This window comes from Phenylobacterium sp. LjRoot219, assembly GCF_964252995.1.
Taxonomy (GTDB): Bacteria; Pseudomonadota; Alphaproteobacteria; order Caulobacterales; family Caulobacteraceae; genus Phenylobacterium.
Genome location: NZ_CAXUQI020000001.1, coordinates 2,718,850 through 2,745,471, shown reverse-complemented (window position 1 = coordinate 2,745,471; position 26,622 = coordinate 2,718,850). Strand labels below are relative to the sequence as shown.

The window sequence follows — 26,622 nt, the reverse complement described above, 5'->3', positions numbered from 1 at the left end:
TCAGGCGACGCGGGCGGCCGGCGCCGCGGCCGGCGACAGGCCGCCGCGCGCCCGCTCGACCTGGGCCTGCAGCTCCGGCCAGGCGGCGGTCGTGGGCTGACGCGTCGGCGCTGCGGCGGACCGGAGCCGGCGCAGCAGTTCCAGGCTGGTCTTCAGCAGCGGGCGCATGCGCCGTCCCAGCGCCGGGCTGGCGACGGAGGTCGCGATGGCCAGGCTGTGCAGGCTCGCCCTGCGCGGCCGGTAGGCGTCGGAGCGGAATATCTGCAGCGCGAGCGCCCGGTCGCCGGCGTTGGCCGCATCGAGCGCCGCGGCCGGCGCGATCTGTTGCAGGGCGGCGGCGCGGGCGGGCTCGGCCTCCGCTGGGATCACCAGCGCGGCGAGCGCCTGGAAGAACAGGTGATAGCGCTGGCTGGCGACGCTGCGCAGGATCGACTGCCGGCTCAGCCGGTAGACCGAGACATAGTCGCGGGCGAACACCGTCGGGCGATCGGTGGCCGCGGCCATGCGGATCGCGAAGTCGGCGTCCACCGCCGTGCCGATTTCCCGGTCGGCGCGGTAGAGGGTGCGCTGGGCGAGCGCGGCGTCCACCAGAAACCCGTTGTTCGGGATCTGCTGCAGCAGGCCGGCGACCAGGCCGGACGCCACCGGGCCGTCCGGCAGCTCGCCGCGCCGGTAAAGAGTGTTCAGCTCCAGGGTCTCGCCGCTGAGCAGTCGGCCGTCGTCGGCGATCACCAGCTGCTGGCCGAACAGGCAGGCGGCGTCGGGATGCTCGGCCTTCAGCCGCAGCAGCCGGTCCAGCCCGCCGGGCATCAGCAGGTCGTCGTCGTGCAGCAGCAGCAGCAGTTCGCCCTGCGCGGCCTTGAACAGGGCGTTGACGTTGCCGGCCTGGCCGAGGCCCGGGCGATTGCGGAACACCCGCAGCGTAATGCCGGCGGGCAGCTCCAGCCGCTCCAGGGTGTCGGCCGAGACTTCGTTGTCGGAGTCGTCGCCGACCAGGATCTCCAGCGGCCGGTGCGCCTGCACCAGCACGCTGCCCACCGCCTCCAGCAGGAAGTCGACGCGGTTGCGCGTCGGGATGCAGATCGACACCAGCCTGGACACTCAGAAGCCCCCGCTCCGCAGCCCCACGGCGCCCCCGCCGCATCCGGCCCGGCGCAACGTGCAAGCCCGGCCAGCCGACCAGCGATATCGCGTTCCGACGCGCCTGCACAGGCGAAGCTTGATCCGGCGCGACCGTCAGCGCCGAGGCCGGGGATGACGCTCCAACCGCGCGCCAAGTGGGGCGGGGCAGGGCGCCGCCACCCGAAACCAAAAGCTGCGCAACTATGGCGCGCGGCGAGGGCGCGACTTGCGGCTACTCGCAGGTATTCCCGGTTAACGATGCGACTTCCGGTAGGTTGAGGTAGGGTTGCGATAACCTTAATTTTGCTGACGCGACTGCTTCGCAGACACAAGCTGGGAACTGAGCCTTGGACGACGTCCGCTATCTGACCGACGGCGACCTGACCTATATCGAGTTCGACACGATCACGTGCCGGATGGCGTCGCAAAAGTCCTGGCCGCTGCTCGATCAACTGAACCAGGCGGTCGGGCGCGAGGCCTCCGGCACCGGCGGCCCGCCCCCCGCGGCGGCGCAAACGCGGCTCGGCGCGCGCCCGCTATCGCTCGGACACTACGCCGCGCCGTCGTCGCCGGCCGGCCGCGATCTGCCGCTGCAAGAGATCTTCTCCCGGCTTGCCCAGCCTTCCGCCTAGAGCCCGCGCCGGGCGCCCGCCCGGGCGCAGTCCCCAGGTCGCGCCCGCAATCTGAGCCGGCCCACCCCGACTGCGTGCAGGTTGTCACAATTTCCCGAGAAGGTTGGCTTAGGGCTTGCTGCAGCGCAGCGGGCCTGTATCAAGCTGGGCCGCGGTTGAGGGGATTTCTATGCACGTTGCGATGATTGGCACCGGTTATGTGGGTCTGGTGAGCGGCGCCTGTTTCGCCGATTTCGGCCACGTGGTGACCTGCATCGACAAGGACGCCGGCAAGATCGAGCGGCTGCAGGCCGGCGGCATCCCGATCTACGAGCCGGGCCTCGACAAGCTGGTCGCCGACAACGTCAAGGCCGGCCGTCTGTTCTTCACCACCGAGGCGGCGGAAGCCGTGAAGAAGGCCGACGCGGTGTTCATCGCCGTCGGCACCCCGTCGCGCCGTGGCGACGGCCACGCCGACCTCTCTTACGTCTACGCCGCGGCCGAGGAGATCGCCGGCCTGGTCGAGGGCTTCACCGTCGTGGTCACCAAGTCGACCGTGCCGGTCGGCACCGGCGACGAGATCGAGGCGATCATGCAGCGCGTACGGCCTGAGGCCGACGTCGCCGTTGTGTCGAACCCCGAGTTCCTGCGCGAAGGCGCGGCGATTGAGGACTTCAAGCGTCCCGACCGGGTGGTGGTCGGCACCGGCGACGAGCGCGCCCAGGCGGTGATGCGCGAACTCTACCGCCCGCTGTATCTCAACGAGACGCCGATCCAGTTCACCGGCCGGCGCACCTCGGAGCTGATCAAGTACGCGGCCAACGCCTTCCTGGCGATGAAGATCACCTTCATCAACGAGATCGCCGACCTGTGCGAAGCGGTCGGCGCCGACGTGCAGCAGGTCGCCCGCGGGATCGGCCTCGACAAGCGGATCGGCGGCAAGTTCCTCAACGCCGGCCCGGGCTACGGCGGCTCCTGCTTCCCGAAGGACACCCTGGCGCTGGTCAAGACCGCGCGGGACTACGAAGCCCCGATGCAGCTGATCGAGACCACGGTGGCGGTCAACGACGCGCGCAAGAAGGCGATGGCGAGCAAGGTCACGGCCGCGGTCGAGGGCCAGGACCTGGCCGGCAAGACCATCGGCGTGCTCGGCCTGACCTTCAAGCCGAACACCGACGATATGCGCGACGCGCCCAGCCTCGACATCGTCCCGGCGCTGCAGGCCGCCGGCGCGCGGGTGCAGGCCTTCGACCCCGAGGGCCACGAGGCCAAGCAGATGCTGCCGCGGGTGGAGTTCAAGGACGACCCCTATGCGGCCGCGGAAGGCGCCGATGCGCTGGTGATCATCACCGAATGGGATCAGTTCCGGGCGCTGGACCTGCAACGCATCAAGGGGCTGATGAAGGCCCCGGTGCTGGTCGACCTGCGCAACATCTACAAGCCGGAGGAAGTCCGCCGCGACGGCTTCAAGTACGTCAGCGTCGGGCGGGTTTAGGCTTATCCATGACCGTCGTCGTCACCGGCGCGGCCGGCTTCATCGGCATGCACGTCGCTGAGCGCCTCTTGGCGCGCGGCGAAGAGGTCGTCGGCGTTGACGTCTTCACCGACTACTACGATCCGCGCCTCAAGGCCGCGCGCGCCGCCCGACTGGAGGCTCAGTCGGGCTTCCGGATGGTGCGGATAGATATTGCCGAGCATGAGGCGCTGCGAGACGTCGTGCGCGCCGCCGGCGCGAAGCGGATGGTGCATCTCGCCGCTCAGGCGGGGGTCCGCTATTCGCTGGAGAATCCGTTCGCCTACGAGCGCAGCAATCAGGCTGGCCACTTGGCGGTGCTAGAGGCCTGTCGCCACACGCCCGGGTTCGAGCATCTGGTCTACGCGTCCTCGTCGTCGGTCTATGGCGATCGGCCGAGGGATGGCGCGGCCTTCCGCGAGGACGATGCGGCCGCCGAGCCGGTGTCGCTGTACGCCGCGACCAAGCGGTCGGGCGAGTTGATGAGCAGTTCCTACGCGAAGCTCTTCGGCTTCCCGCAAACCGGCCTGCGGTTCTTCACGGTCTACGGACCCTGGGGCCGACCCGACATGGCCTACTTCTCCTTCACTCAGAAGATCCTCGCCGGCCAGCCGATTGAGGTCTTCGGCCAGGGCGAGATGGCGCGGGACTTCACCTACATCGACGACATCGTCGACGGAGTGCTGGGGGCGCTCGACAACCCGCCCGCGCGCGGCGCGAACCGGGTCCTCAACATCGGGGGCGGCCGCCCCGAGGGGCTGATGGAGATGATCGGTACGCTGGAGCGGGTGCTCGGGCGCGAGGCGCAGAAGAACTTCAAGCCGATGCAGCCGGGCGACGTGAGGCACACCTGCGCCGACGTCTCACAATTGAAAGCGGTCACCGGCTACACACCGCAAATCCCGATCGCCGAGGGGCTTCCGCGGTTCGTAGATTGGTATCGGTCGTTCTACGGCCAGAGGGCGAGTGTATGAGAGACCTGTTCGATCCGACGAGCCCGTCGGAGAAGTATTCTCATGGATTCACCGAGGTGGTCGTCGGCGGGCTGAAGACCGTCGTGGCGACGCGCTCGCAACTCGCCGAAGCGATGGTGCGCGACTGCCAGGCGGCGCGCGCTGCGCAACGCAAGCCGGCCCCAAGGCTGGTGTTCTCCTCCAACGGCCAGGGCATCTCTCTCGTGGGCACCGATCGCGAGTTCGCCAAGACAATGGGGGCGGCAGACATCATCCATGCCGACGGCATGTCGGTGGTGAAGGGATCTCGCTGGTTCGGCAGCACGCCGATCCCTGAGCGTGCGGCGACGACCGATTTCTTCCATGACGCCGCGAAGGCCGCGGTGCGCTCTGGCCTTAGGTTCTATGTGCTAGGCGGCAAGGAAGAGCAGAATGCGGCCGCGGTGGATTCGATGCTGAGGCTCTATCCGGATTTGAACATCGTTGGTCGGCGGAACGGGTATTTCAGATCCGAAGAAGATTCCGACGTGTGCCGCCAAGTTGTTGAGAGTGGCGCGGACGTCCTGTGGGTAGGGCTCGGCAAGCCGAAACAGGAATTTTGGTCCGTCGCCAACCGGGAGCGCCTTCGCGGTGTGGGCTGGGTCAAGACCTGCGGCGGTCTGTATTCTTATCTAGCCGGAGACGCCCCTCGGGCTCCCGACTGGATGCAGCGTGCGGGTTTGGAGTGGCTGTTCCGGTCTGTGCTCGAACCGCGTCGCCTTGGCGTTCGATACCTGCTGACCAACCCGCACTCTTTCTATCGAATGGTTCGGTACAGTGGCTAAGGGATCTCCGATGTCTGAGCGTGCGCTGCCGCGCGTAACAGCGATTACGGGTTACTATAATCGAGGGATGTTGTTGGATCGCACTCTGCGGTCTCTCCTTGATCAAACCTATCCCAATCTTGAAATCATCGTGTTTGATGATAAGTCGCCCGACGATACAAGCCGTCGCCTCGATGCGTACGAAGCGCTGGGTGATCCACGTCTGAAGATCATCCGGCACGAAACGAACCTCGGCTTCACCCGGGGCATGATCAATGCAATTTCGCAAGCTACGGGAGAGTACATCGCCGTCCAAGGGTCGGGCGATGTGTCGACGCCGGACCGGATCGCCGAGCAGGCTGCCATTCTTCAGGCACGTCCTGAAGTTGGCGTCGTCGGTTCTCATTATGAGAATGTGGTCGAGGAACGTGGGATCGTCAGGTTGCGGACGCCGGATGCCGACGAGACCACCTTGGAAAGCCTCGCGCGGGGCAACGTGTTTACACATGGCGAAGTCATGTATCGACGCTCGATCTATGACGCCGCGGGTGGCTATCGGCCAGAGTTTCGCTACTGCCAGGATTATGATCTCTGGTTGCGTATGATCCGGAACTGTCGGTTCGCGACAGTAAAGAAGCCGCTCTATCAACGGTATATCCAGTTTGAGGGCGTTTCGTATGCGCCTGAGAAGGCCGCGGTGCAGGCCCAGTACTTTCTCCTCTGCCAGAGAATGGCGAACCTGGGCGAGGCTGAGCGGGCGGCCACGTTCGAAAAGCTTAAGGCGAGCGGCCCTGACGCGTTGGTTCCCAAACATGATCCAGCGCTTCAAAAACGCGTCCTGCGGAATTGCCTGCGACTGATTGCTTGGGGCAACGCACCCCAGGCGGAGCGGATGTCAGCCAACCTGGCGAGCGCCCCTCAACGCCTCGCCGTCAAGGTCATCGGCAAAGCTTTTTCCACTCCGCTTCTCGCCGCACCCCGGAACTTGGTGTTCAAGGCGCTCGGCATTCAAGGGGCGTAAGATGGGAGTTCCGGCCTTGAAATTTCATGTCCTCGGCTATCTTGAGCGTCATCACACGGCCTTGCTCGAGTTCTGGACGAAGGGAACGCCTTGTGACGCCACGGTCGAGGAGCATTGCGATGTGGTCTATTCTCTTTGTCTCGGTGGAGAACTGAGCCGGATCGAAGGTTCTGCGCCGAAGCAATTCGTCGAGATCCTCCAGCGTCACGGCTTGCCGGGCTGGCGCGGGCGCGGGGAGGCGTCGGTCCTTAGCGTGCATAACTGCGCCTATGCCTTCGGCGCCCTGAACATCCTTCGCGAGCAGTTCGGTGACCTCTATGGCGCCGCACTCAACGGGCGTGCGATGGATTTCGGTCAGATCATCCACAAGGGCCGTGGCTTGCCTCGGTATCCGAGGTGGCTTGCCCATCACAACTGGCGCGTCAGTCATTGGATCGGCGGGGCACCGTCGATCCTATGGTCGCTAGCGCACAGCGGCACCCAGTATGCGACGGAATTGAAGGAGCTAGCTCCGCGCGTGCTGGCCAACTCCGACAGTTATCTCGACGCGCGCACTGGCCTCATTAAGCTCTATCAGGTGGACGCCTTCCAAAAGCTGTTCCGCCTCCTTTATGGCGTCCGCCATGATCCTGATCTAGGTGATGTTGGTGGAGTCGCTCATATCCTCTGGGTCAATCACGCGGCCGACCGGAAGTATCTCGCCGGTGAAGCGCTGTTGCGGAAGGCGTCCCAGCTCTTCCGTGCCCACAAGCCCTTTATGGAGTCTGTGCCGTACTGTCTGGACTTCGATGTGGTTCAGATCGTCCGAACCGCCAGTCAGCAGCTTGGTGGCTTCGCCTCTGAAGACGTACGCCGTGCGGCGGAAATGATGGCAGCGATCGAAGAGTTCTTCGCTGTCAGTCTGGACGAGGGATATCGGATGCATAAGTTGCCGGGAGCCCTAGCCACTTATCACGAGTGTGCGCTGATCACGGGTGCGCCGGCGGCGGACCTAGCGCCGGTCGGGATCGACATCATTAAAAAGGCTTACTGGCTTTAGTGCTGCGGGAGGGCTGTGTGGCAGTGCTTCGATGCCTCCGTCCGCAGTCTGACCGGTCTAATCGACGTGCACCAGTTGACGTGGCCCCCTTCGTCCACTGGGAGCGAGAGTCCTGGGTTGATCCGAGCCCTTGTTGACGTGGGTGACTGGCTGAGGCGCTGAGAGGGGCCAGAATCGCAGCGTGTCGGCGGGAATCGCCGCGGAGGGCGCGGTGTAGTCCAAGCGTCATCCAACCGAGCTTCGGGTGCAGCCGAGCCACATTGCAGTCGTGCGCGAGGCCCCGAGCACGGCGCGGGGTAGCGAACCGCACCGCGCTCGCGATCGCCGCGGGGGCGCGCACTGTTCGGCGGCAGCTCGGTACCGTTGGTCGCTGACGATAGTCGCCGAGGCCGTGCAGGCGGATGTTGTCCAACTCCCGCGCGCGCGCCGGCGCTGTCAGCGTGAGGTCCACCAGGTCCAGGCACCCGCGCGGGCAACCGTCGACGTGCAGCAAATATACAGCGAAGCACGCCTCACCGTTGACCTCCTGGCCCAGTCGCCGCTGCAATAAGGGTCAGCGCCCATAGCCTAAGCGCCGACACTCATGGGCCAAGACCTTCAATCCCTCACGCAACGCCGCGTCGTCCGATTGTGCAGACTGGTAGCGCACGCTGGTCCGGTCGACACGGCATTATGCGCTGCGCGTGTCACCACATTCCTGTTCTAAGCAAATCTTTCAGCGCCAAGCTCGGTGTGCTCAGACCGTACTTGCGGCAAAGGTCCACGACCGCGATGCTCTGGTCTTCGGTGAACCGTGACCGCAACTCTGTTGGTCCCCCCGCGGGGGGACTTTAGCTTCACCTGGCTGTCGGAGCAACGTCACGGGCAGTGTTGGGCAGAGGTGGTTTGATCCAGCCCAGCTGAGCTGTTCTCTCCTGCACTGTCTCAAACCTCGGAGAGCCGGGACACCGGAACCGGAGTGGACGAGAGGTCTTTAATCCACGCCGACACGGGCCTCTCGACGAAAAGGTGGACGAAGATCCCCGCAGGCACGGAAACGAGCGTCGCGAAAACGATGTAGGCGAGGGCGTTGTCATCGACCGGCAACTTCTTCCAGACCATGCTGACGGCATTCAGCGAGAAGATGTGCGACAGGTAGAGGGCGTAGGAGGCGTCCCCGCCGAGCTTCATCGCCGAGCCGATGATCGTGTTTTCGCGGCTATCTTTGCTTAAGACGACGGCAGCCACGATCAGGAAACCGGGAACGCCCCAAGTGATGAAGCGCAGCGACTCGCCAAATGCGTTCCACAGGAAGGCGAGGAGTGCGATGCCGGCCATCGTCAGAGCTACAGAGCCCGCGACGGGAAGTCGGAAGCCGCTTCGATACGCCACGCCGAGCCACATGCCGGCCACGAACTCCAGGATGATCGGGTTCGTCCAAGTAAAGAATGGCGGGGAAATTTTCGGGACGAGCGGATGGACCGCGGTCAGGGCGATCAGGAAGGCGCTCAGGGCTAGGAGGGACCAGCGCTTCGGCAACAGCATGGCGACGGCGAACAGCGTGTAGAAGGCCATCTCATAGTTGAGCGTCCAACCAACATCGAGGATCGGGGTTGGGCGAACGTCAAAGGGCACCTCAGCCCAGGGAAGAAAGGCGTAGGAGGCCAGCACTTCGCTCCAAGACAGCTTGTTGTGAAGCAGGACCGCCATGGCGACGGCGAGCGTCGTAAAGATCCAGTAGATCGGCCCAATGCGGAGCAGCCTACGCCAGAGGAACTCCTTAGCCGCTGTGACAGAGCCTGCCTTGTCGGCGGCGGTGAGCACCATCACAAAGCCAGAGATGGCGAAGAAGATATCCACCCCGACCGCCCAAGGAATCGGTAGCCACTTTTCATAGCCCTCCACGAGTCGGGCAGCTTCGCCCTGGACGTGGCCGATCACCACCAGAAACGCGGCCACGAACCGCAGAGCTTGCAAATTGACGATCGTCGGTTGTCTGGCCATACGAGTCCCCGCTACGCGCGAACCCATTGCACAGCCTAGTTGGGTAGAAAAGCCCAAAACGGTGGCGGTTCAGAGCTTGCTAAAGCCTTGACCATGACGAAGGACCGATGCACTCAACGCGTTCTATGCGGAGGGTGCGCCGGCCATGCTTGCTGACATTTTCGGGATGTATCCCGCGCCGCTCCTGATGCTGGTGGTGCTCTTCTGGATCACCATCTTCTGTGGCTTAGTGAGTATGTTCTTCGCGCCGATCGATCCGCCCCCGCCCCCGCCCCCCTTGGTTCGCCGCTCCAAGCTCGTCATGCAGAACCGGCCCCAAGCGCGCACCCATCCGATCCTGACTGGCGGCGGTCGGGTGGAGGTTCGCGGAGCTGTCGAAACCGACCAGCTTCCCGCCGCTGACGAATAGGTCGCCCAGCCAGACAATCCGGACATCAGGTCTCGCAGCAAATTGCTGAGAGACGTACTCTCCTCGCTCTGCACCTGGGTCCGACCCTCTAGGCAGGGGGGGGACGAGGACGATGCGGGCCATGGGCCATTTCTGTTTCGCGCGTGAGATGATCGCGCGAATATTCTGGGCCGTGATCTCTGGGCCCCAGCGGCAGCGCTGATCATTCGCCCCAATTTGCAACACGATAACTTTCGGGCTCATCTTCGGTAGATGATCGAGGAGCCATAGAGTGTTGGCGCTGGTGTTGCCGGGAATGGCGGCAATAGCGGCGTTTAAATCGCCGTAGTGGCGCTGGAATACGGCGCGGTGATCGTGCCGCAACAAGGCTGCCGTTATGCTGTCGCCGAGAAACAGGACATCGGGATGGAGGCGTTCGACGCGATGTACAATTGCGCCGTATTCCGCCTCTCGGCCAGCCTGCGGGCGAAGTCCCTTGCAGTCGGAAGTTGACAATAGCAGGGAGAAAGCAAGAGCACTGCCGGTTAGCATAAATACCCGCATCAACAAAAGGCACCACAATTTGCGGTGGCAGTGGCGAAGCCGTCAAGGTGGCGCTGGGCGTCACGGGTGAGCACGAGGCGCCCATCTGGTCGGTCGCGACGCTCACGCTCTGCCTTTGGGCGAATATACCTATTCGCGCTACAGGCGCAGAGTGGCCGTGTTAGCCATCGCTGGCGTGGCTTCGACGGGCATTGACAGGTCGTTCAACTGGGCCTCCTTCACATCCACGAAGCTTGGCGGTCGCATGAGGCTGGAGGGGGCGGCGTGTCTGGCACTGTGTAGTGCGGAATTGGCCTGGCGCAGAGGGGTTGCTACTGAGATATGCGTTGTCCATTGAGCCAAAAAACTAGAGAGCGAGCTTAATTTTCCATGAGATCGCCCCAAGTGAATGCGCCGAAGCCAGTGTATGCGGCGAAGGCGGGCCAGGTTTCGCGAGACGCGAGCCGGACTAGAGCCGAGACGCGCGACAATGTGTTCGTTTTTGTTGCGCTTCTCGCCTTCATCGTTTTGGAAGTCACGCTTCCTCGGATTGGCGTGCGACGGGTCAACATACCGCTTGCAGCTGTCATCCTGACCTGCACGGTTCCGTCCGTCATCATCGGCATGCAGTCGATAAGGCTCAGTGCTGGGGCGTTCCTCGTAGCTACTTCTTGGGTATTATATTTTCTTTGGTGCCTGATTTCGTTCTACTGGTCAGTGAGTTCATCTGAGACGATCCTGCACGCGGCGTTTCTGCTCAGCCTGCTTCCGATTGCCGTGTCGGCCTCGCGCATCGACCCAGACATTACGTTGAAATGGCTGGTGAGAATGGTGGCTGTTGTTTGCATATTGAGCTGGATCGCCCTCTTCGTATCGCCTTCGTTTGCCCTCCAGGATAAGGGCATCTGGCGCTTGAAAGGCGTAATGGAGCATGAGTTTCGTCTAGGATACTTGTGCGCCATCGCAATAATAGTCATGGCGATCTCTTGGCTGAGGGGCGGGAAGCGAGTTGGGGGGGGCAGGTTCTGGCCACTTCTCCTGTTATTCGTAGCGACGCTTGTTGCGACGCAAACCCGCACGTTGCTAGCTTATACCCTGATCACAGTGTTGCTGGCCGTGAGTATTCAAACGCGCGGTTACGCCCGCTTCTTCGCGATCTCGGGTGCCGTCCTTCTAGTTTTGGGTGCGCTCGGGCTTGCCGACACGATTGCGGCTATGTTCGGTCGCGGAGAGGGCGATGCCTCTTTGTCTGGCCGCACCTACGTTTGGGCAAAAACCCAGCAACTCGCCGCCCTTAAACCGTGGAAGGGATACGGCTTTGCGAGCTATCTCAACCCCAGCTTTGATTACGCCTGGAATAATTATAGACCCGCGAACGCGCATAGTATGTGGATCAACAGCTATTTTGAGACTGGCCTGATTGGATCTGTGCTGTTGGGATTCGCTGTGGTGAGTACCTTCTTGCGAGCAGTTTATTCGTCGCGGGTCAGTCGCGGACGTCACACCTACAGCTCTTATATTCTGATATTTATTGCGTTAAGCGGACTAACCGGGCTGGTGCTTGGCGGAAAGCTGACTACGCTATACGGTGTTTCTCTCATTCTCTTTTTTCAAGAGGCTTATCGAACGCGTGTGGTGGGGCGGGCTTGAGGCGAGGATGTCGATCCATTCTCACAATTCGGGCGCCACCCCGGGTTATTGATTGACTGCATTGAGACTAGCGGCGTGATGTTTTCGGGATCTGAGGCGATCGCGGGGAAGTGGTCGCTCAGACAACCTGGCCGTCGATGCGGCGTGAAAGCGGCCGGGTCGGTATCTCACGCGGAACCAAGCGCGCGCTACCGCCCGTCCGGGTCATCTCCAGGGCTGCGCGAGCCTGGCAGGCTGCAGCAAGGCGTGTTGCCTCGATGAAGGCGAAGTTCACGACCGAGCTCGGTGGCTAGCGCGCCCATTAGATTGCGCGCGTTGGCGAGTGGCTGGGATTCACCGCTGACCCCTCATGTCTGAGGACGCGACGTGCGATGCGCGGTATTGGGTGCGCCCATTACCCGGCTACCCTGGGGGAATCAGCTGCGCCCTTTCGCTGCCGCCCGAAAAGTTGGTCAGTGCAGGATCTTGAGTTGGTAAAGAGTGTAGCCGGCGGTATTCCGGAGCAGTATCGATTGGGTCTTTCCAAGATTGATTAGCAGATCGCGCCCGACCGGTTGCGCTTTAGGCCTCAATGCCTTCGGGAGTTCGCTTAGGTCAATCGAATCCAGTTGAGGGTCGAAGTCCAAAATCGTGTCGCGCCCGTCCCCGGGGCGAAAGACGAAGACGTCGCGGCCGGGCCCTCCAGAGAGGAGATCCTGGCCGCGGCCGCCGATGATCGTGTCGTTGCCCCGGCCGCCCGAGATCGTATCGGCGCCTCCCCTCCCGTCGAGGTGGGCGCCGTCATCGGCACCCTGAATCAAATCGCCTGTTCGAGAGCCGGACGCCCAGTCAAAGGCGACCGAATTTCGCTTAACGGTTGCAGATGAATTTCGCGGGCTCCGATCAGACACAGAAGTCCAATTAATGTCATCTGGCGAGTAGTAGAGTTCGGATCGTCGGATCCGCACGAAGTTGTGTGTGTCATCGCTGCCGTGGAAATCTATGTTCCGGTTTGTGAACGAAATCTCTATGCGATTGTAATGCTCCGCGTGCTCAGCAGAGAACAGGAAGCTGTGTCGCATATCTCTATCGTAAAGCGTGTCGAAGCGGTTCTCAAATCCCCCTGACAGGCGATACGCGTAGCCGTTTCCCCCAATGCCCTTATTGCTGGCTCCGATGGCGGCGAGAGCTTCCCCGTGGACGCGAAATACATGCGTAAACTGAAAGGCGGACGAAGCAGAACTTGTGATCTTGATGTCGCGAAAAGTGGAGTAGGCGACGTTCTCTACTTGAAATGTCGCGACATTATTGCGAGCTGGAATCCGATTGGAGAATGCCAGAGGGTTTGCAATGGGAAGATCGGTTATTATAGAGAATTCACCTATATCTATGTTTCTGAGCGGACAGTCCAAACGAATTTGGGCGATTTTTCCCGAAAACGCATATGGGCTCGGTTTACTCAAGCGAATGCCTGCGCGATCGATCCGAGTTACCTCAGAGATCGTCTCGCGAATGGGTGATTTCGTTTTCGTATAGAAGATGTCGGACTTGCGTAAGGCGGCCTTGTACGTTTCGTCATTAGGTTGATAGATGTAGAGCAGATCGCCAGCGCGAACCTTCAGACGACCGACCGGGAGCGTGTCACTTCCACTCCTGAGGTCTTGTTCCAGCGGTTGGGCTCTGTCCGGGGTTTGCGAGGGGCTGACGATGATAGCTGTCGGCGTCAGGCCGCCAGCAGTGTGCAGCATGATCCTGGTGGCGTCTGGTCCGGCGCCTAGGAGAGCAATATCGCCACGTGAGATCAGGAGAGGCTTGTCAAAAATGAACGTGCCCGTCGAAAGCCTGATCGTGCTCCCTCGCGGAGCTCTGTCGATTATTTGCTGTATCTGATCGACGGAGGTGCCCGAGCGCACTGTGATCGCCGGCGAGGTCGCCGTCGCTGCCGGACGTGCGGGGGCGCAGCGGTGCAGGCCGAGCTGGTCTGGTGCGGGCGAAGTGGCCGGAGGAGGTTCGGAGCGGGGGGAGGATTTATTGCCTGCGCTTGGCGCAGCGTACGTTTCGCCTTCTTGCGCTGTTAGGGGGAGAGTCGTTAGGAGGCAGGTGCTTAAAAATAGAAGTAATGCGTAGCGGCGTTCTTGCATGATGCCCGAAGTCCAAGCTTGGAATTAAGCATTTCACCACTAGCTATTCGCTTGGGCAAATCCATGGCGCTGCTTCAAGATGAAGCCTCCCTGCAGTCTATACTCTGCACGCGAGCTTGGGGCGCGGCGTGTGAATTTTCCGGGGAGCGCGATGTCGCGAAGCCGTATCCGGTAGCGAAATTGCGGCGATGAACCGGAGGCGGCCTAGATCCCCCAACGATCCGAGCTCAGGCCGTGTAGACTACTTCGGCAACATGATCGGCCCTAGTTATCGTCGGCCTGATCACGCCGCAGGGGTTCTCATCGAATTCATACTGTGCCGCGTGCTCATCGTGCTTCTTCTTTTATCGGCGCAGGTTCGGATTCGTGGAACTCGGCACTGAAATGCGGCGGTAGCGCAATCATTTGAAGCCTGCGCTCATGCAAGCAGACCGCGGCATAGACCGTTGCTGCGACGAACTGGCCGATCGCTAGGCCGGCGGCGGCGCCAACGGCGCCGTACCGAGGTGCAAGCAGGGCGCATGCCGCGGCATTGATCGCGATGCCGACGAGGACAATGCCGGCGCTTATGTACGGCTTGCCCATTCCGGCTATGACGCTGTTCAGCACGCGCACGGCGGCGGCGGGAGCGAGGCCGATGGCGAGGACCCGAAGGGCGTCCGTGGCCTCAGCGTACTGCGGGCCAAGAAGCACCAAGACGAGCCACGGCGCCGTGAACGCAGCGACCGCGCCGACTCCCAGGAACATGACGAAAAGACCGCCCGCGGTGCGCATGGCGCTGCGCAGCGTTTCGCGATTCGGTCCGCTCCGGGCCGTTTCCGAGAAGAGGACTAGGCCTACGGCGGTCGCAAGTTCAAGGAAGAGCTCGCTGGCCCGCTGGGCGGCGAAGAATTGTCCGGCGGCTTCTGGCCCATGTGCGCCGGACAGAAAGAAGACACCGACGCGACCCTGCAACGTGACTAGGAAGGCGGAAACCGCGAATAGGAAGCCGTGTCGTATCATCGCTGGCGCTTGGCCGACGGCGGGGCTCAGCCTCTGAGCTGATCGCGCCGCCATCCAAACGACAATCGGCGCAAGTACGAGGAAGCCGGCGGCGAAGCTCCATAGGGCGGTGTTCAAGGTGAGGGCGCCGGTCAGCCACAGCGACAGCGCCAGCAAGGATTGCAGGACGCGCGGCCCAGCGTCGGAAAAGGAAAACGCTTTAATCTCCCCCCGGCCGAGAAACACGCCCTGCAGGAGGTTGAGCAACAGCACCGCCGCCGTGGCGATCAGCACGGCAGCCGTGGGGCCCGCCCCGAAGCCTTCGAATGCGGTCTGGTTCAGGCCAAACACAGCCGCCATGCAGACGAGGGCCGTAAGCGGCCAGAAGAGCGCCAGGACCCCGAGCGCCTGACCGTCGGTCATCAGCGACTGGCCGATCCGGTACGCGGAGGCCTGCCTGAGGCCGAGCGGACCGATCTGTCCGGCCAGGAAAACCGCCGAAGTGATGACGGCGTACGCGCCGAAACCCGAGGGCGATAGTGCTCGGGCGAGCACGAGAAAGGCGACGACCTGCGCCACACGGGTAACGCCGCGCGACGCCAGCACAGTCGCCATCTTAAGGAGGCGGGATTGCATGCTACGGGACCGCGGACGACTTCAGGCCAGTTCCGCCGCCTGGTGCGCGGGGCGGACGCGGCCGTCCGGTGCGATGTGGCGGACCTCGCAATCCATCCAGAAGCCCGTCTGCTCGTGAACCGTCGTGCGCGCGAGGCGAATGAGCGCCAGCACGTCGACCGACGTCGCCCCGCCGTTGTTGACGATGAAGTTGGCGTGCCGGGGCGACAACTGCGCCTTCCCCCATTGGCGGCCCTTGAGCCCGGCCGTTTCGATTGCTTTACCCGGAGGTCCGACGACGTCGTACATGGCGGGGTCGCTGAGGAACACCGAGCCGCAGTTCGGGAGTTCTTTCGGAAACTTGCCGCGGCGCTCGACCATGATGCTGATCATGTCGCGGCGCAGGAACGCAGGATCCGCTTGTTCGAACTCGAACTCCGCCTCGAGGATGATAAGGCCATCGTCCTGTAGTGTGGAGCCGCGGTATCGGAACTGGCAGGCGGCGTGGTCACGTTCGAATGGCACGCCATAGCCATCGCAGCCACGAGCGCGGACCAATTGCTCGCCGACGCCCTTGCGGCGGCTGCCGCCGTTCATGACAATCAGTCCACCGACAGTGCCGGGGATGCCGATCGCGTGCTCCAGTCCGCCAAGGCCGCACTGGCCGAGGCGCCGCACGAGCTGCGGCACCCACATGCCGCCCTGCACGTGGACGCGTCGCCCGTCAATCCCCATGGCGGACAGGGCCCGGCCGATCCGGATGACGACGCCATGAAAGCCGGCGTCATCAAAGAGAATGTTGGACGCGTCACCGATCACCACACGCGGCACCGGCTTGTCGGCTAGGTAGGCGAGGGTAGCGATGGCCGCCTCGACGCTGGTCGGTTCCACGAACAGGGCCGCGGGGCCGCCAATCCGCCAACGGCTCAAGGGCCGCAGATCGGCGTCGCGTACGACCGGCCCGCCGCTCAAACGCGTCAGGTCGGCCGCAAGTTGATCCATCGAGGACAGCGGACGGTTCATTCGGCGGCGACGGCCGTGGCGGATTGGTCTGCTTCCACGCCGATCGTCACGCCAACCTTGGCGAGCTTGCCGCGCAGATCGTTGTAGCCCCGCAGCGCCATGTGAGCATCCTCGACGATCGATTCGCCGGGCGCGCAGAGCGCCGCGAGGATCAACGCCATGCTGCCGCGCAGATCGGTCGAGGTGGCGTGGGCCGGCTTGTAGGTGCCGGGGCCGTGGACGGTGATCTTGCCGTGTTCTGCCTCAAGAGCGCCCGGCGGACAGAACTTGGCCAGTTCATGCACGTAGCCGACGCGCTCCGGATAGCGATAATCAAAGATCCGCGAGACGCCGGTCGCGCTCAGACCGAGCATCGTGAAGAAGGGCTGCATGTCCGAGATGACGCCCGGGTGAGTGCCGCAGGGCACTTCGAAGGGCTGAACCTGGCCTTCCCGTACACATTCAGGGTGGACGTAGACCGAGGTGCTGTTCTGGAGCAGGTCGATGCCGGCACTTTGAATGTAAAGCAATGGCGAGCGCATTGCCTCGAAAGGAACGCCATCAATGCGCAACTCGCCGCGGCTCATCACAGCGTAGACGATCCAAGTCAGAGCCTCAATCCGGTCGGGCATGACTTGTTTCCGCGCACCGGAGAGGTCTCGACGTCCATCAACCCGCACGTGGCTGTTGCCGGTGACCTCGATCTGGGCGCCCATACGCTTCAGGAGATCGATCAGGTCCTCGATCTCCGGCGTGATGTACGCGTTGATGATCTCGGTGACGCCATCGGCGATCGCAGCGCAAATTAGGGCATTCTCGGTGCCGCCCACCGTCGAGATCGGGAACCGGATCTCGCCACCGCGGAAACTCTTCGCGCGAACTTCGATGTAGTCTGCCTTCTCCTCCACCTCGCAGCCCAGCTGGCGCCAGACCATGATGTGCAGGTCGTAGCCGCGAGCGCCGATTTTGCAGCCGCCAGGGTAGGGGATGCGCGCGACGCCGGAGCGGAGGATCTGACCGGCGACGAGGAGGTAGGTCGTCCGGATCGGGTAGTCGTAGTCCTTCAGGACCTCAGAGACGTATTGGCTTGCGTCAACGGTGATCGCACCGCGGTCGTTGTCGACCTCGACGCGCCCGCCAAGCGCGCGGATGAATCGGATCTTATGGCCGACATCGACAAGCTGGGTCGGGAAGTCGGTGAGTTCCACCGGCCGATCCGTGATCAGCGCCGCAGACAGCAGCCGGGTGGCTGAGTTCTTGGCGCCGCTCACGCGCACGACACCCTTGGGCGAAACGCCCCCTTCGATGATGGCACGCATGTTAATCCCCTCGACGAACTGCTTTGCTCGTATGCGGTGAAAGTAAAAACTTAGTCGAACCGCCCTGCGGTCTCCGTCGCCCACCCGGTCAGCGCACGCTCGAGGTCGAGCTCGAACTCGTAGCCGTTGGCGAGCAGCCAGGCGGGGGCGACGCGGGTGGAGTTGACCAGCTTCAGCACCCGTTCGCGGTGGATCGGGTTGGGCAGGCCGAGCGCGTCGGCCGCCTCGCACACTCTGGCCGCAGCCATCAGCGGCGCGACGGGAATGGTGGGGTAGCGCGAGGGAACGCCGCAGACCTTGCCGAAGGTGGCGACGATCGCCTCGGTCGTGCTCTCGTCCGGGAAGGCGAAGTTGAACAGCACCTCGCGCAGGCATTTGGCGGTCGCGAACTCGATGCAGCGCAGCAGCTCGTCGACGTGGCCGCCGCTCTTCACTGCATCCTTGCGGCCGGGGTAGGCGAACACCCGCCGCTGCAGGGCGCGAGCGAGGTTGGTGTAGTTGCCGCGCTCGCCGGGACCGAAAATCACGCCTGGGCGGACGATCACCAGCTTCCGGTCGGGATCGGCGTCCAGCCACTGGCGATGCACAACCTCGGCCATCCGCTTCGAGCGGCCGTAGTCGGAAGTCGGCTGCAGCGGCGACTGCTCGGTGACCACCAGCTCCGACGGGCCGTAGACCGAGATCGAGCTGGTGAAGACGATCAGCGGGATGTTGCAGGTGTCGGCCAGCGCCGTGGCGTTGGCCGCGCCCATCACATTGGTGTCGTAGTATTCGTGCGGCGGGTGGCCCGGCGTGCGGTGCACCGCGGCCAGATTGTAGAGCACGCCTGCGCCGAGGCCGATCTGCAAATCCAGCGGCTGGCGCACGTCGGCGGTGACGTAGTCGGCGCCCTCGAACCGCTCGCGCGGCGGCAGGATGTCGACCGCAGCGACCGCATAGCCCTGGCCGGTCAGCCGGCGGACCAGCCGGGTACCGACGAAGCCGCTGGCGCCGAGCACCACGGCGCGCTTCTTGCGCATGCTGATCTGGTTCATCGGAAAGTGCGCCTATACTCGAACGTTACTTAGTACGAGCCTTTGCGGCACAGCACCGCAGGCACGGTGGCGAACAGCAGCGCCACGTAGAGCTTGGCTGAGACGCGCTTGGCGAACACCGTGTCCATCGCCACCCGCTTGCGGTAGCCGATGTCGTTGCGGCCGCTGACCTGCCACAGGCCGGTGATGCCCGGGCGCACCGAGCAGTAGTGGGCGAAACGGCTGCCGTAGCGGGCGACCTCGGCGGTGACGATCGGGCGCGGCCCGACCAAGCTCATCTCGCCGGTCAGCACGTTGAACAGCTGCGGCAGTTCGTCGATCGAGGAGACCCGCAGGAAGCGGCCGAGCAGGGTCACCCGCGGGTCACGCCGCAACTTCTGGTCGGCTTCCCATTCGCGCCGGGCCTCCGGATCGCGCGCGAGCAGCGCCGCCAGCCGGGCCTCGGCGTCGACCACCATGCTGCGGAACTTCCAGCAGCGGAAGGCGCGGCCCTCGTAGCCGATCCGCGAGTGGCCAAAGAAGATCGAGCCGCCGTCCTGGATCTTGATGGCGATCGCCACCAGCAGCATCAGCGGAGCGACGAAGATCAGGCCGGCCAGGGCGATCATAATGTCGAGAACTCGACAGGCTGCGGGCGCAGGTTTGCGCACGCGCTGATCCGCGCCAGCGGCGTTAACTTCTTGCGGAAGGGCCGCAAACTCGACGTCGTTTGTGCCGGAAATGAACACGCCCCAATCCCCGTTGTTCAGTTTCTCTTTACCCAGCCAAAGCCGTGCCAGCTAGAGCATGACGGCGTTCGGCGACACTTTTTCGCCACCTGGTGGCTTTGAAGGCGCCGCTTGCGCGGCCCCTGCGCGGCCCAGAACGATACACGTCATAGTAGTGCTTGGTAAACTGGAGTTAAGACCGTCCGGGAAGTAGTTGTTAGGCTTCCGCCGCCTACCGTGATCCTCGCCTTTGGAGGAGTTCGGCGTGGTTCGGAAGATGAACGCGGCGCGGGCGGACCGTCAGGCGGAGACCGAAGTCTCCGCGGATCCGCAGAGTCACCAACAGCCCCGCTGGGCCGAGCCGCACGATCCCGCCGGGGTCGAGAGCCCGGCGCGCCGGTTGCAGATCGAGTTGCGGGAAAGCCTGGCCAAGCCGCAGGCGGGCCGCTGGTCGGCGCGGCGCTCGGTGGTCGTCATCTTTGCGACCAATGCGGTGCTCTGGACTGTGGCGATCGCCGGTCTGCGCTCGCTGCTGTAGATCGGCTGGTCGCCCCCTGAGGATCTCGAAGCGGGGGTGGGGCAGAGCGCCAAGGCGAAATTTGGAAACCGAACGGCCCGCCTGCGTCTGACGCCGGCGGGCCGTCGCTTGTCAGCTGACGTAGTACTTCTTGTATTCGGCGTAGTAGTAGCCCGGATCGCCGTAGCCGTACTTCGACTGCTGCTGCATGTCGACTTGGGTCAGGGCGACGCCGCCGATGTGCGCGCCAGTGCCGGCGAGCAGGCGGAAGGCGGACTCCACGGCATGCTGCGGGGTCTTGCGCCAGCGGGTCAGGAAGATCACCGCGTCGGCCTTCGGCGCCAGCACCCGGGTGTCGGCGACCGGCAGCACCGGGGCGGTGTCGAGCACCACCAGGTCGTAACGGCTGCGCAGTTCGTTCAGCAGCCGGTCCATCGCCGCGGTGCCGAACACTTCCTTCGGCGTCACCCCGCTCTTAGCCAGCGGCAGGATGTGCGCGCCGCTTTCGCTGTCGGGAATGATCGCCTGCTCCAGCGTGGCCTCGCCGTTGAGCACTTCGAGCAGGCCGACAGTCGGCTCGTGGCGCAGTACGCGGTTCACGGTGCGGCGGCGCAGGTCGCAGTCGACCACCAGCACCTTCTGGCCCTGCAGCGCCGTGGCGCGGCCGAGGCAGATCGAGGTCGTGGTCTTGCCTTCACCCGGTAGGGAGGAGGTGACCGCGACGATCTTCACCGGCTCGCCGAGGCGGGCGTAGAGGATCGAGGTCCGCAGGTTGCGGAACGCCTCGGAGAAGCTGGAGAGCGGCTTGGCCACGACATAGTCGATCGGCGCGACGTTGGTGTCGTCGGCGACCGAGGCCAGCGACGGGATCGAGCCCAGGTAGGTGGCCTCGAGCCGGCGTTCGACGTCCTCGGCGGTGGCGAGACCGGAGTCCAGCATTTCGGCGAGGGCGATCGCGCCCGCGCCGGCGCCCAGCGCCAGCAACAGACCCAGCGCCAGGTTCAGCGTCACCTTCGGCGAGCTTTGCTTGGTTGGGATCTTCGCCTTGGAGACGACCCGAGCGTCCGATTGCTCGATGCCCTGCTGGGTGCTGGTCTCCTTGAAGCGGTTCAGATAGCTCTCGTAGAGCGTGCGCGAGGCTTCCGACGTGCGCTGCAGCTCGTTCAGCCGCACCATGGCGCGGTTGTTGGCCACCAGCGCGCCCTTGGCGCCGCCCAGGCTGCCGGAAATCGCGCCGGCGCGCTGCCGCGACACCTGCACCTTGGCTTGCAGGTTGGAGATCACCCGCTGGATCTCGGCCTGAATCTGGGCGTCGATGTCCGTCAGCTGGCGCTTGGCCTTCAGCATTTCCGGGTGGCGGTCGCCGTAGCGGCCCTGCAGGTCAGCCACGGTGGAGCTGACCTGGGTGCGCTGCTCGCGAAGCTTTTGGATCACCGGGGAGTCCAGCGCTTCGCCGACGTCCTCGCCGTTCGAGCCGCCCGCCAGCTGATTGCGGGCGGTGTTCAGGCGGGCCGCGTCTTCGGCGACCTGGGCCTGCGCCTGGGTCAGGGTGACGTTGTAGCTGGAGATTTCCGCTTCGGTCAGGTTGGTGCCCGAGGCGCTCATCAGGTTGTTGGCGATCTTGTACTGCTGGACCGCGGCCTCGTCGGCCAGCACCTGGCCGCGCAGCTCGTCCAGCCGCTGATTCAGCCAGGTGGTCGCCTGGCGGGTCGCGTCGAACTTCGCCTCCATCTGCTCCAGCAGGTAGAGCTCGGAGAACTTGTTGGCGATCAGAGCGGCCTTTTGCGGGCTCTCGGACTCATAGCCGACGTTGATGATGTAGGTCAGGCCGGCGCGCTTGATCGACAGTCCGGCGAGGACGTTGTCGACCACCAGTTCGTGCTGCTTTTGCTGCTCGATCGGGCTGAGCTTGGTCTGATCGGGCGCGCCGAACATGCCGGCCACGCTGGCGATCACCGCCTTGACGCCGGTCGGCTTGCTCGCGAGCGGGTTGAATTCCGGGTCGGCCTCGAGGTTCAGCGACTTGACCACCCGCTCGGCGAGCTGGCGGGACTTCAGGACCTCGACCTCGGTGTCGACGGTCGGCGAATCCGGCGGCAGGCCGGACAGCACCGCCTCGGTGTCGGTCACCTTCTCCTTGCGTGGGTCGAGCATGACGTTGGCGGTCGCCGTGTACTTAGGCGTCGCCTGCAAAGTGAAGAGGATGGTGGCCAGGAGCAGGGCCGCGGCGACCGCGCCGAACAGGCGCAGTCGCCGACGGAAGACGTTCCACAGCCGCCGCAGATCCAGCTGCCCCGCCAGGGACGAGGTCCACTGGTTGGGGGGAAAGCCCTGGTGACCAGGGCTTTCCGGTTCGAGTACAGACGAAGGCGTGTGCGCGTTCATGCGGATTTCCGAAAACTCGCCCTACAGGCGAACTGTGCGAAAGAGGGAACGTTCGCTACCAGCCTTCAAGATCGAAGCCAGCCCCAATCTGAGGCAGCGGCGATTTGTCAGTACTGGACGGTGAGCACAGCGCCGACGCGGTTGACCGTGGCGTTGCCGAACTCGACGCTCGCATCCGTGCCGTCGGCTTCCTTCTTGTACCAGTTGTAGGCCAAGCTCAGGCCGACGTTGCGGTTCATGAAGTAGCTGGCGCTGACGCCGGCGCCGTAGCGCTTGTCCGTCCGATCGATGCCGCGATAGTCGTCATGGCCATAGGAGCCGCTGCCGCCGACGACGACGTTGCGCAGCAGTTCGTAGTCGACCTTCAGCCCGACGTTGTTCGACAGGTAGGTCGACGCGCCCGGCATCGAGGCGTCCTCGACCGAGCGTGAGCCGGTCAGGGTGACGGTGGTCAGCTGGGTCGGGAACCATTCGACCTGGCCGCGCGCGCCGAAGCCGCTGTAGTCGTCCAAGGCGCTGTCGCTGAAGCTCTGCTCCATGTAGCCGACGCCGATTTCACCGCGCACCAGAGCGGCGAGGTCGAAGTTGGCGCCGACCAGCGCGGTCAGGCCGTCGGAATCACGGTTCACGAAGTTCGGATAGACCGCCACGCCGTTCTCGATCGGCGAGGACGACAGCCGGTATTCGCGCCAGTTGCCGGAGAGTTCGACGAAGACGGCGGTGTCCGGGCTAACCGCGTAGTCCGCCCGCGCGGTGGCGAGCCACTGGTCGCGGTCGCGGTCATTCTGCGGGAAGTTGCCGGTCGTGTTGAGGTAGTTGAATTCTTTCCAGTCGCCGCGGGCGGAGAGCTTCAGGCGATTGAAGGTCTTCGCCGCCGCCAGATAGACGGTCGACTGCTCGTACTGCACCGGGAAGGCTTGGCCTTCCGATCCGGCGGAGGTGCGCGGCTCGGTCAGTTGCGAGAAGTCGGCGCCGCCGAAGACCGCGAAGGAGCGCAGCACATCGAGTTGGCCGTCGGCACCGAGCGAGTAGTCGGTCGTGTTCTGGTTCGAGTTCTGCAGGTACTGGTTGAAGGTCGTGCTGGCGTGAGCGTTGAGCGAGTGACGCGACCAATTCGAGGTCACGTTGATCTCAGGCTTGGTGTGGAAGATGCCGTCGGCGACCTTGCCATCTTCGGTCGCGAAGATGTTGTCGTTGTATTCGCCCGCCGCCGTGAGCTTCGGCCAGATCATGAAGCCGCCTTGGCGAACGCCGAGGGCTTCGTAGCCCGGGTGCGGCCGCTGCAGCACGCTCACGTTGCGGTCGCGGCGGAAGTTGTCGCCTGCTTGGTCCGCACTGGAGGAGAGGGAGCCCTGCACCGATTGCGCTTGCGCCGCGCTGCTCATCGCCAGCACCAGGGCTGCGCTCACAAAAAGGACCTGCTTCTTCGCCGTCACGTTATCGCCTCATATGCTATCGCCGCACGCCCCCGTGGCGTCCGGTCATAGCCTCCCCGTAGTTTTGATTTTTTCGAGGCGACCGCCCGACAGCCGCCCTTGAGTCGAGAAGCGGCCGCCCGGAGGCGGCCGCTCTTTAGTGCTTAGCGGTGAGCGCCGCCACCGCCGCCACCGCCGCCACCGCCACCACCACCACCACCGGTGCCGCCACCGCCGGGCGCGCCGCCGACCGGGCCGCCGCCGATGCCGTTGCCGGCGTTGCCGACATTGCCGTTGCCGTTGGCGTTATTGCCGTTGTTCGAGCCCGGGCCGTTGTTGCCGCGGCCGTTGTTACCGACCGCGCCGGTCGGCGAGTTCAGAGCCGCCGTGACGAGGGTTTGCTGGCTCGAGAAGGCGGACTGCACCGCCGGGTTGTTCGCCGCGGCGGGCTGCGCCGCGACCACCATCGCCTGGGCCTGCGTCAGCGCGGCCTGGGCGATCGCCGGGTCGGCGCCGTCAACCGCCGCGGCGATCGCGTCGGCGACGGCTTGTTCGGCGGTCGCCGGCGTGGAGTTCGCCAGAGCGTTTTGGACCGCCTGGCTGATCGCCGTGGCGAGCGCGGCGGCCTGTTCGGCCGGCGACTGCGCCTGGGCGGACGCGATCGTCGGGACGACGGCGGCGCCGATCAGGCTGGTGGCGGCCAAGGCGCGCGCGAGTGCGCCGATCGAAATCGTCTTGAGGCTCATTGCGCCCCCCCATCAAAAGATCACCGAACGGCATAATGCCGAGGCGTCTTAAGGCCATAGCGGCGCAGCTTCATCAAGCTAAAAATAGCAACGTTTCAGTAACACTGATGGCGGGTGCGCACTTCTGGGGCGCCTGTGACTATTTAGCGTCGCTGGCCTGAAGACGGTTAATCCACAGCATCAAGGAAAGCCGGCCGGCCGGATTCCTCAATTGCGTCCGCAGGTTGCGAAGTTGACCCCGATAGCGACCAACTGTCCATAAGGCGGCCGCCTCCTGTTGTACCGATGCGCGCAATGGTTGTGGCAGCGCCTGCGAGTTTTCCAGCGCGAAGGCGATTCGCCAGACGCCGAAATCGGTGTCGACAGCCACCAGGTCGTAGGACCGGCTGAGCGCGGCGATCCCCGTGGGGGTCAGTTCACCATGTTCGGCGTGGTCCAAATAGGCCAGCCGCAGCCAGGCGCCGGTGTCGTAGGGGAACTCGGCGATGGCGCTACGCGAGGCCTCGGCGGCGGCGCGGCGCACGTCCGGAGGCGGTCCGGCGGCTGGCGACAGCGCCGTTTGCGCCTGTCGGTCGTAGCCGGCCGCGAGCGGCAGCAGGTGGGCGCCGCCGACCCTCACAGCGCCGCCGCTGTTGATCGACGCTAGCGCCAGCAGAGATGAGACCAGGCAGACGCCGCCGAGCGCGGCCATGCCGGCCAGCTTGAGGGGAGGCGACAGTTTCATCGGCGCGAGCTCCCCTGGGCGAGGGCGAACTGCAGGCCCAGCAACCAGGCCCACAGGGCGGCCATCGAGGGGACCTGCAGGCCGAAGTCCGTGGTCCCGTGCAGGATGAACACCGCGTCGACGGCGATCAGCGCGGCGAGCAGGCGCACCATCCGTGATCGCCGCAGCGCGCCGCGGAAGGTCAGGACCACCAGCAGGCCGACGCACAGGAACATCGGCGCCGCGCCGACGATCCCCGCCTCTTCGAGCCACTGCACATAGAGATTGAGGATCGCCTTGATGTTCCAGAGGACCGGCGTGTTCGCGGCGGTCGTGAGGGTCTTGTTGACGGTTTCGGCCGTGCCCAGCCCGTAGCCGAACAGCGGCGCGTCGAGGAAGGCGGCCCAATGCTCGCGCCAGATAGCGGTGCGGACGATCGCGGCGTCGCCGGTCTGGAAGAAGCGGTCGATCAGCTGGTCGCCGGCGAACCAGACGACGCTGACCAGCAGCAGGACGCCGCCGAGCGCGACCAGCACGGCGCGCGAGAGCTTCAGCGCGCCGCAGGCCAGCTGGACGAGCACGAAGACCGCGGCCGCGCCGAGGAAGGACAGCACCGCCCCGCGCGAGGCGGTGTCGAGCAGGCAGATGGCGAAGGTCAGCACGGCGGCTGCCAGCGCGATGGTCGCGCTGAGGTCCCGCTCGCGGCCGCGCTGGCGCAGCCGCCGCTGCAGCTCGCTAATCGCCAGCAGCAGCAGGACGGCGAAGAAGGTGCCCGCAGTGTTCGGATTGACGAAGTGGGCCTCCAGCCGGTGGCCCTGGGTCTGCGGAATGGTCCCGGTCACCGAGCCGACGAAGGCCCAGAGGCCGAACGCCATGCCGGCTATGAGGGTGAGCTGGATGGCCAGTTGGGCGCGGTCGTCGCGCGCGCCGGTCGCCGCGCCGACCAGGAACAGGCAGGCCAAGCCGACGAGCTTGATGATCTCCATCGTCGTCGTCGACTTGTCAATCGTCGACGCGCCGGGTGAAACGCCGACGTAGGCCCAGACCCCATGCGGGCCGCCGGGCGTCCAGGGGGTCAGCGTCCACAGCGCCACCAGCAGGACCAGCGCGAACAGCAGGGCCGGCCATTCGAGGCCCTTTAGCCGCAGCAGGTCGTCGCGCGTCTGCGCGTGCAGCAGCGCTGCGCCGAGGATCAACGCGCCGGCCGCGCCCATCAGCATGGCCGCGTCGCTGAGCAGCGCGCCGTAGGCGAGGTGCGAAAGATAGAGCAGGGCGACGCCGGCGACCGGCAGCCAGGCGTCTTTCGGCGGCGGCCACAGCCGCGCGTCCGGCCGCGACGCCGACTTGCGCCGCACCACCCGCGACTCGCTCAAGACCTCAGTCACGCCGCGCCCCCTCTGCCCGGCCCGTAAAGAGCCTATCCGGCGGCGGCGATCAACACCCGGCCGGGCG

At 64.5% G+C, this 26,622-nt stretch carries 23 protein-coding genes; 9 read left to right on the top strand and 14 right to left on the bottom strand.

What is annotated here, in order from left to right; all coding sequences use genetic code 11:
• Positions 1 to 1,101 (bottom strand): glycosyltransferase family 2 protein, encoded by a 1,101-nt coding sequence (locus ACSQ14_RS13460; protein ID WP_436013558.1) that lies wholly within the window; start codon positions 1,099 to 1,101, stop codon positions 1 to 3.
• A gap of 368 nt (positions 1,102 to 1,469) precedes the next feature.
• On the opposite strand from ACSQ14_RS13460, the gene ACSQ14_RS13455 reads away from it, so the two are divergent.
• The 6 genes from ACSQ14_RS13455 (at position 1,470) to ACSQ14_RS13430 (ending at position 7,062) form a co-directional block, all read left to right on the top strand.
• Positions 1,470 to 1,754, top strand: a complete 285-nt coding sequence (locus ACSQ14_RS13455; protein ID WP_436013556.1) for a hypothetical protein — start codon at positions 1,470 to 1,472, stop codon at positions 1,752 to 1,754.
• 169 nt (positions 1,755 to 1,923) lie between these two features.
• Complete coding sequence (locus tag ACSQ14_RS13450; protein WP_436013554.1) at positions 1,924 to 3,228, top strand: UDP-glucose dehydrogenase family protein; 1,305 nt, start codon at positions 1,924 to 1,926, stop codon at positions 3,226 to 3,228.
• Positions 3,229 to 3,236: 8 nt separating this feature from the next.
• A complete protein-coding gene (locus tag ACSQ14_RS13445; RefSeq protein WP_436013552.1) occupies positions 3,237 to 4,220 on the top strand; it encodes an NAD-dependent epimerase/dehydratase family protein in 984 nt (327 codons plus the stop codon).
• A complete protein-coding gene (locus ACSQ14_RS13440) occupies positions 4,217 to 5,023 on the top strand; it encodes a WecB/TagA/CpsF family glycosyltransferase (RefSeq protein ID WP_436013550.1) in 807 nt (268 codons plus the stop codon). Before ACSQ14_RS13445 ends, ACSQ14_RS13440 begins: the two co-directional genes overlap by 4 nt.
• Positions 5,024 to 5,033: 10 nt before the next feature.
• Positions 5,034 to 6,023: a glycosyltransferase gene (locus ACSQ14_RS13435; protein WP_436013548.1), complete on the top strand. Its 990-nt coding sequence runs from the start codon at positions 5,034 to 5,036 to the stop codon at positions 6,021 to 6,023.
• Between the two features lie 16 nt (positions 6,024 to 6,039).
• Positions 6,040 to 7,062, top strand: a complete 1,023-nt coding sequence (locus ACSQ14_RS13430; RefSeq protein ID WP_436013546.1) for a hypothetical protein — start codon at positions 6,040 to 6,042, stop codon at positions 7,060 to 7,062.
• A gap of 924 nt (positions 7,063 to 7,986) precedes the next feature.
• Here the strand turns inward: ACSQ14_RS13430 and ACSQ14_RS13425 are convergent.
• Both ACSQ14_RS13425 and ACSQ14_RS13420 read right to left on the bottom strand, forming a co-directional pair.
• Positions 7,987 to 9,045, bottom strand: a complete 1,059-nt coding sequence (locus tag ACSQ14_RS13425; protein WP_436013544.1) for an acyltransferase family protein — start codon at positions 9,043 to 9,045, stop codon at positions 7,987 to 7,989.
• Positions 9,046 to 9,271: 226 nt separating this feature from the next.
• Entirely contained in the window at positions 9,272 to 9,817 is a 546-nt protein-coding gene (locus ACSQ14_RS13420; protein WP_436015413.1) for an SGNH/GDSL hydrolase family protein, read from the bottom strand.
• On the opposite strand from ACSQ14_RS13420, the gene ACSQ14_RS13415 reads away from it, so the two are divergent.
• Both ACSQ14_RS13415 and ACSQ14_RS13410 read left to right on the top strand, forming a co-directional pair.
• On the top strand, positions 9,782 to 9,946 hold the full coding sequence (locus ACSQ14_RS13415) for a hypothetical protein (RefSeq protein ID WP_436015474.1): 165 nt from the start codon (positions 9,782 to 9,784) through the stop codon (positions 9,944 to 9,946). The genes ACSQ14_RS13420 and ACSQ14_RS13415 overlap by 36 nt on opposite strands.
• Positions 9,947 to 10,381: 435 nt before the next feature.
• A complete protein-coding gene (locus ACSQ14_RS13410; RefSeq protein WP_436013542.1) occupies positions 10,382 to 11,626 on the top strand; it encodes an O-antigen ligase family protein in 1,245 nt (414 codons plus the stop codon).
• Between the two features lie 452 nt (positions 11,627 to 12,078).
• On the opposite strand, the gene ACSQ14_RS13405 is transcribed toward ACSQ14_RS13410, so the two are convergent.
• The 6 genes from ACSQ14_RS13405 to ACSQ14_RS13380 form a co-directional block, all read right to left on the bottom strand.
• Positions 12,079 to 13,746 (bottom strand): calcium-binding protein, encoded by a 1,668-nt coding sequence (locus ACSQ14_RS13405; protein ID WP_436013539.1) that lies wholly within the window; start codon positions 13,744 to 13,746, stop codon positions 12,079 to 12,081.
• 327 nt (positions 13,747 to 14,073) lie between these two features.
• Positions 14,074 to 15,333, bottom strand: coding sequence for a lipopolysaccharide biosynthesis protein (locus tag ACSQ14_RS13400; protein ID WP_436013537.1), 1,260 nt, complete (start codon positions 15,331 to 15,333; stop codon positions 14,074 to 14,076).
• Positions 15,334 to 15,384: 51 nt separating this feature from the next.
• The gene (gene murB, locus ACSQ14_RS13395) at positions 15,385 to 16,365 is read right to left on the bottom strand and encodes a UDP-N-acetylmuramate dehydrogenase (protein ID WP_436013535.1); all 981 of its coding nucleotides are present in this window, start codon (positions 16,363 to 16,365) and stop codon (positions 15,385 to 15,387) included.
• Positions 16,362 to 17,663: a UDP-N-acetylglucosamine 1-carboxyvinyltransferase gene (locus ACSQ14_RS13390; RefSeq protein WP_436013533.1), complete on the bottom strand. Its 1,302-nt coding sequence runs from the start codon at positions 17,661 to 17,663 to the stop codon at positions 16,362 to 16,364. Before ACSQ14_RS13390 ends, murB begins: the two co-directional genes overlap by 4 nt.
• 50 nt (positions 17,664 to 17,713) lie before the next feature.
• Positions 17,714 to 18,697 carry an NAD-dependent epimerase/dehydratase family protein gene (locus tag ACSQ14_RS13385; RefSeq protein WP_436013531.1) on the bottom strand — a complete coding sequence of 328 codons (984 nt, stop codon included), beginning with the start codon at positions 18,695 to 18,697 and terminating at the stop codon, positions 17,714 to 17,716.
• Between the two features lie 29 nt (positions 18,698 to 18,726).
• Positions 18,727 to 19,347, bottom strand: a complete 621-nt coding sequence (locus tag ACSQ14_RS13380) for a sugar transferase (protein ID WP_436013529.1) — start codon at positions 19,345 to 19,347, stop codon at positions 18,727 to 18,729.
• A 322-nt stretch (positions 19,348 to 19,669) separates the two neighbouring features.
• Here ACSQ14_RS13380 and ACSQ14_RS13375 point away from each other — a divergent pair, with 322 nt between their 5' ends.
• Positions 19,670 to 19,942 (top strand): hypothetical protein, encoded by a 273-nt coding sequence (locus tag ACSQ14_RS13375; RefSeq protein WP_436013527.1) that lies wholly within the window; start codon positions 19,670 to 19,672, stop codon positions 19,940 to 19,942.
• A gap of 111 nt (positions 19,943 to 20,053) precedes the next feature.
• Here ACSQ14_RS13375 and ACSQ14_RS13370 read toward each other — a convergent pair whose 3' ends face one another.
• The 5 genes from ACSQ14_RS13370 to ACSQ14_RS13350 all read right to left on the bottom strand — a co-directional run bounded on the left by ACSQ14_RS13370 (position 20,054) and on the right by ACSQ14_RS13350 (position 26,555).
• Complete coding sequence (locus ACSQ14_RS13370; RefSeq protein ID WP_436013525.1) at positions 20,054 to 22,306, bottom strand: GumC family protein; 2,253 nt, start codon at positions 22,304 to 22,306, stop codon at positions 20,054 to 20,056.
• Between the two features lie 107 nt (positions 22,307 to 22,413).
• On the bottom strand, positions 22,414 to 23,742 hold the full coding sequence (locus ACSQ14_RS13365; RefSeq protein ID WP_436013523.1) for an outer membrane beta-barrel protein: 1,329 nt from the start codon (positions 23,740 to 23,742) through the stop codon (positions 22,414 to 22,416).
• Between the two features lie 143 nt (positions 23,743 to 23,885).
• Complete coding sequence (locus ACSQ14_RS13360) at positions 23,886 to 24,467, bottom strand: hypothetical protein (RefSeq protein ID WP_436013521.1); 582 nt, start codon at positions 24,465 to 24,467, stop codon at positions 23,886 to 23,888.
• Positions 24,468 to 24,606: 139 nt separating this feature from the next.
• On the bottom strand, positions 24,607 to 25,191 hold the full coding sequence (locus ACSQ14_RS13355; RefSeq protein WP_436013519.1) for a hypothetical protein: 585 nt from the start codon (positions 25,189 to 25,191) through the stop codon (positions 24,607 to 24,609).
• The gene (locus tag ACSQ14_RS13350; RefSeq protein ID WP_436013517.1) at positions 25,188 to 26,555 is read right to left on the bottom strand and encodes an O-antigen ligase family protein; all 1,368 of its coding nucleotides are present in this window, start codon (positions 26,553 to 26,555) and stop codon (positions 25,188 to 25,190) included. Before ACSQ14_RS13350 ends, ACSQ14_RS13355 begins: the two co-directional genes overlap by 4 nt.
• Positions 26,556 to 26,622: the final 67 nt, after the last annotated feature.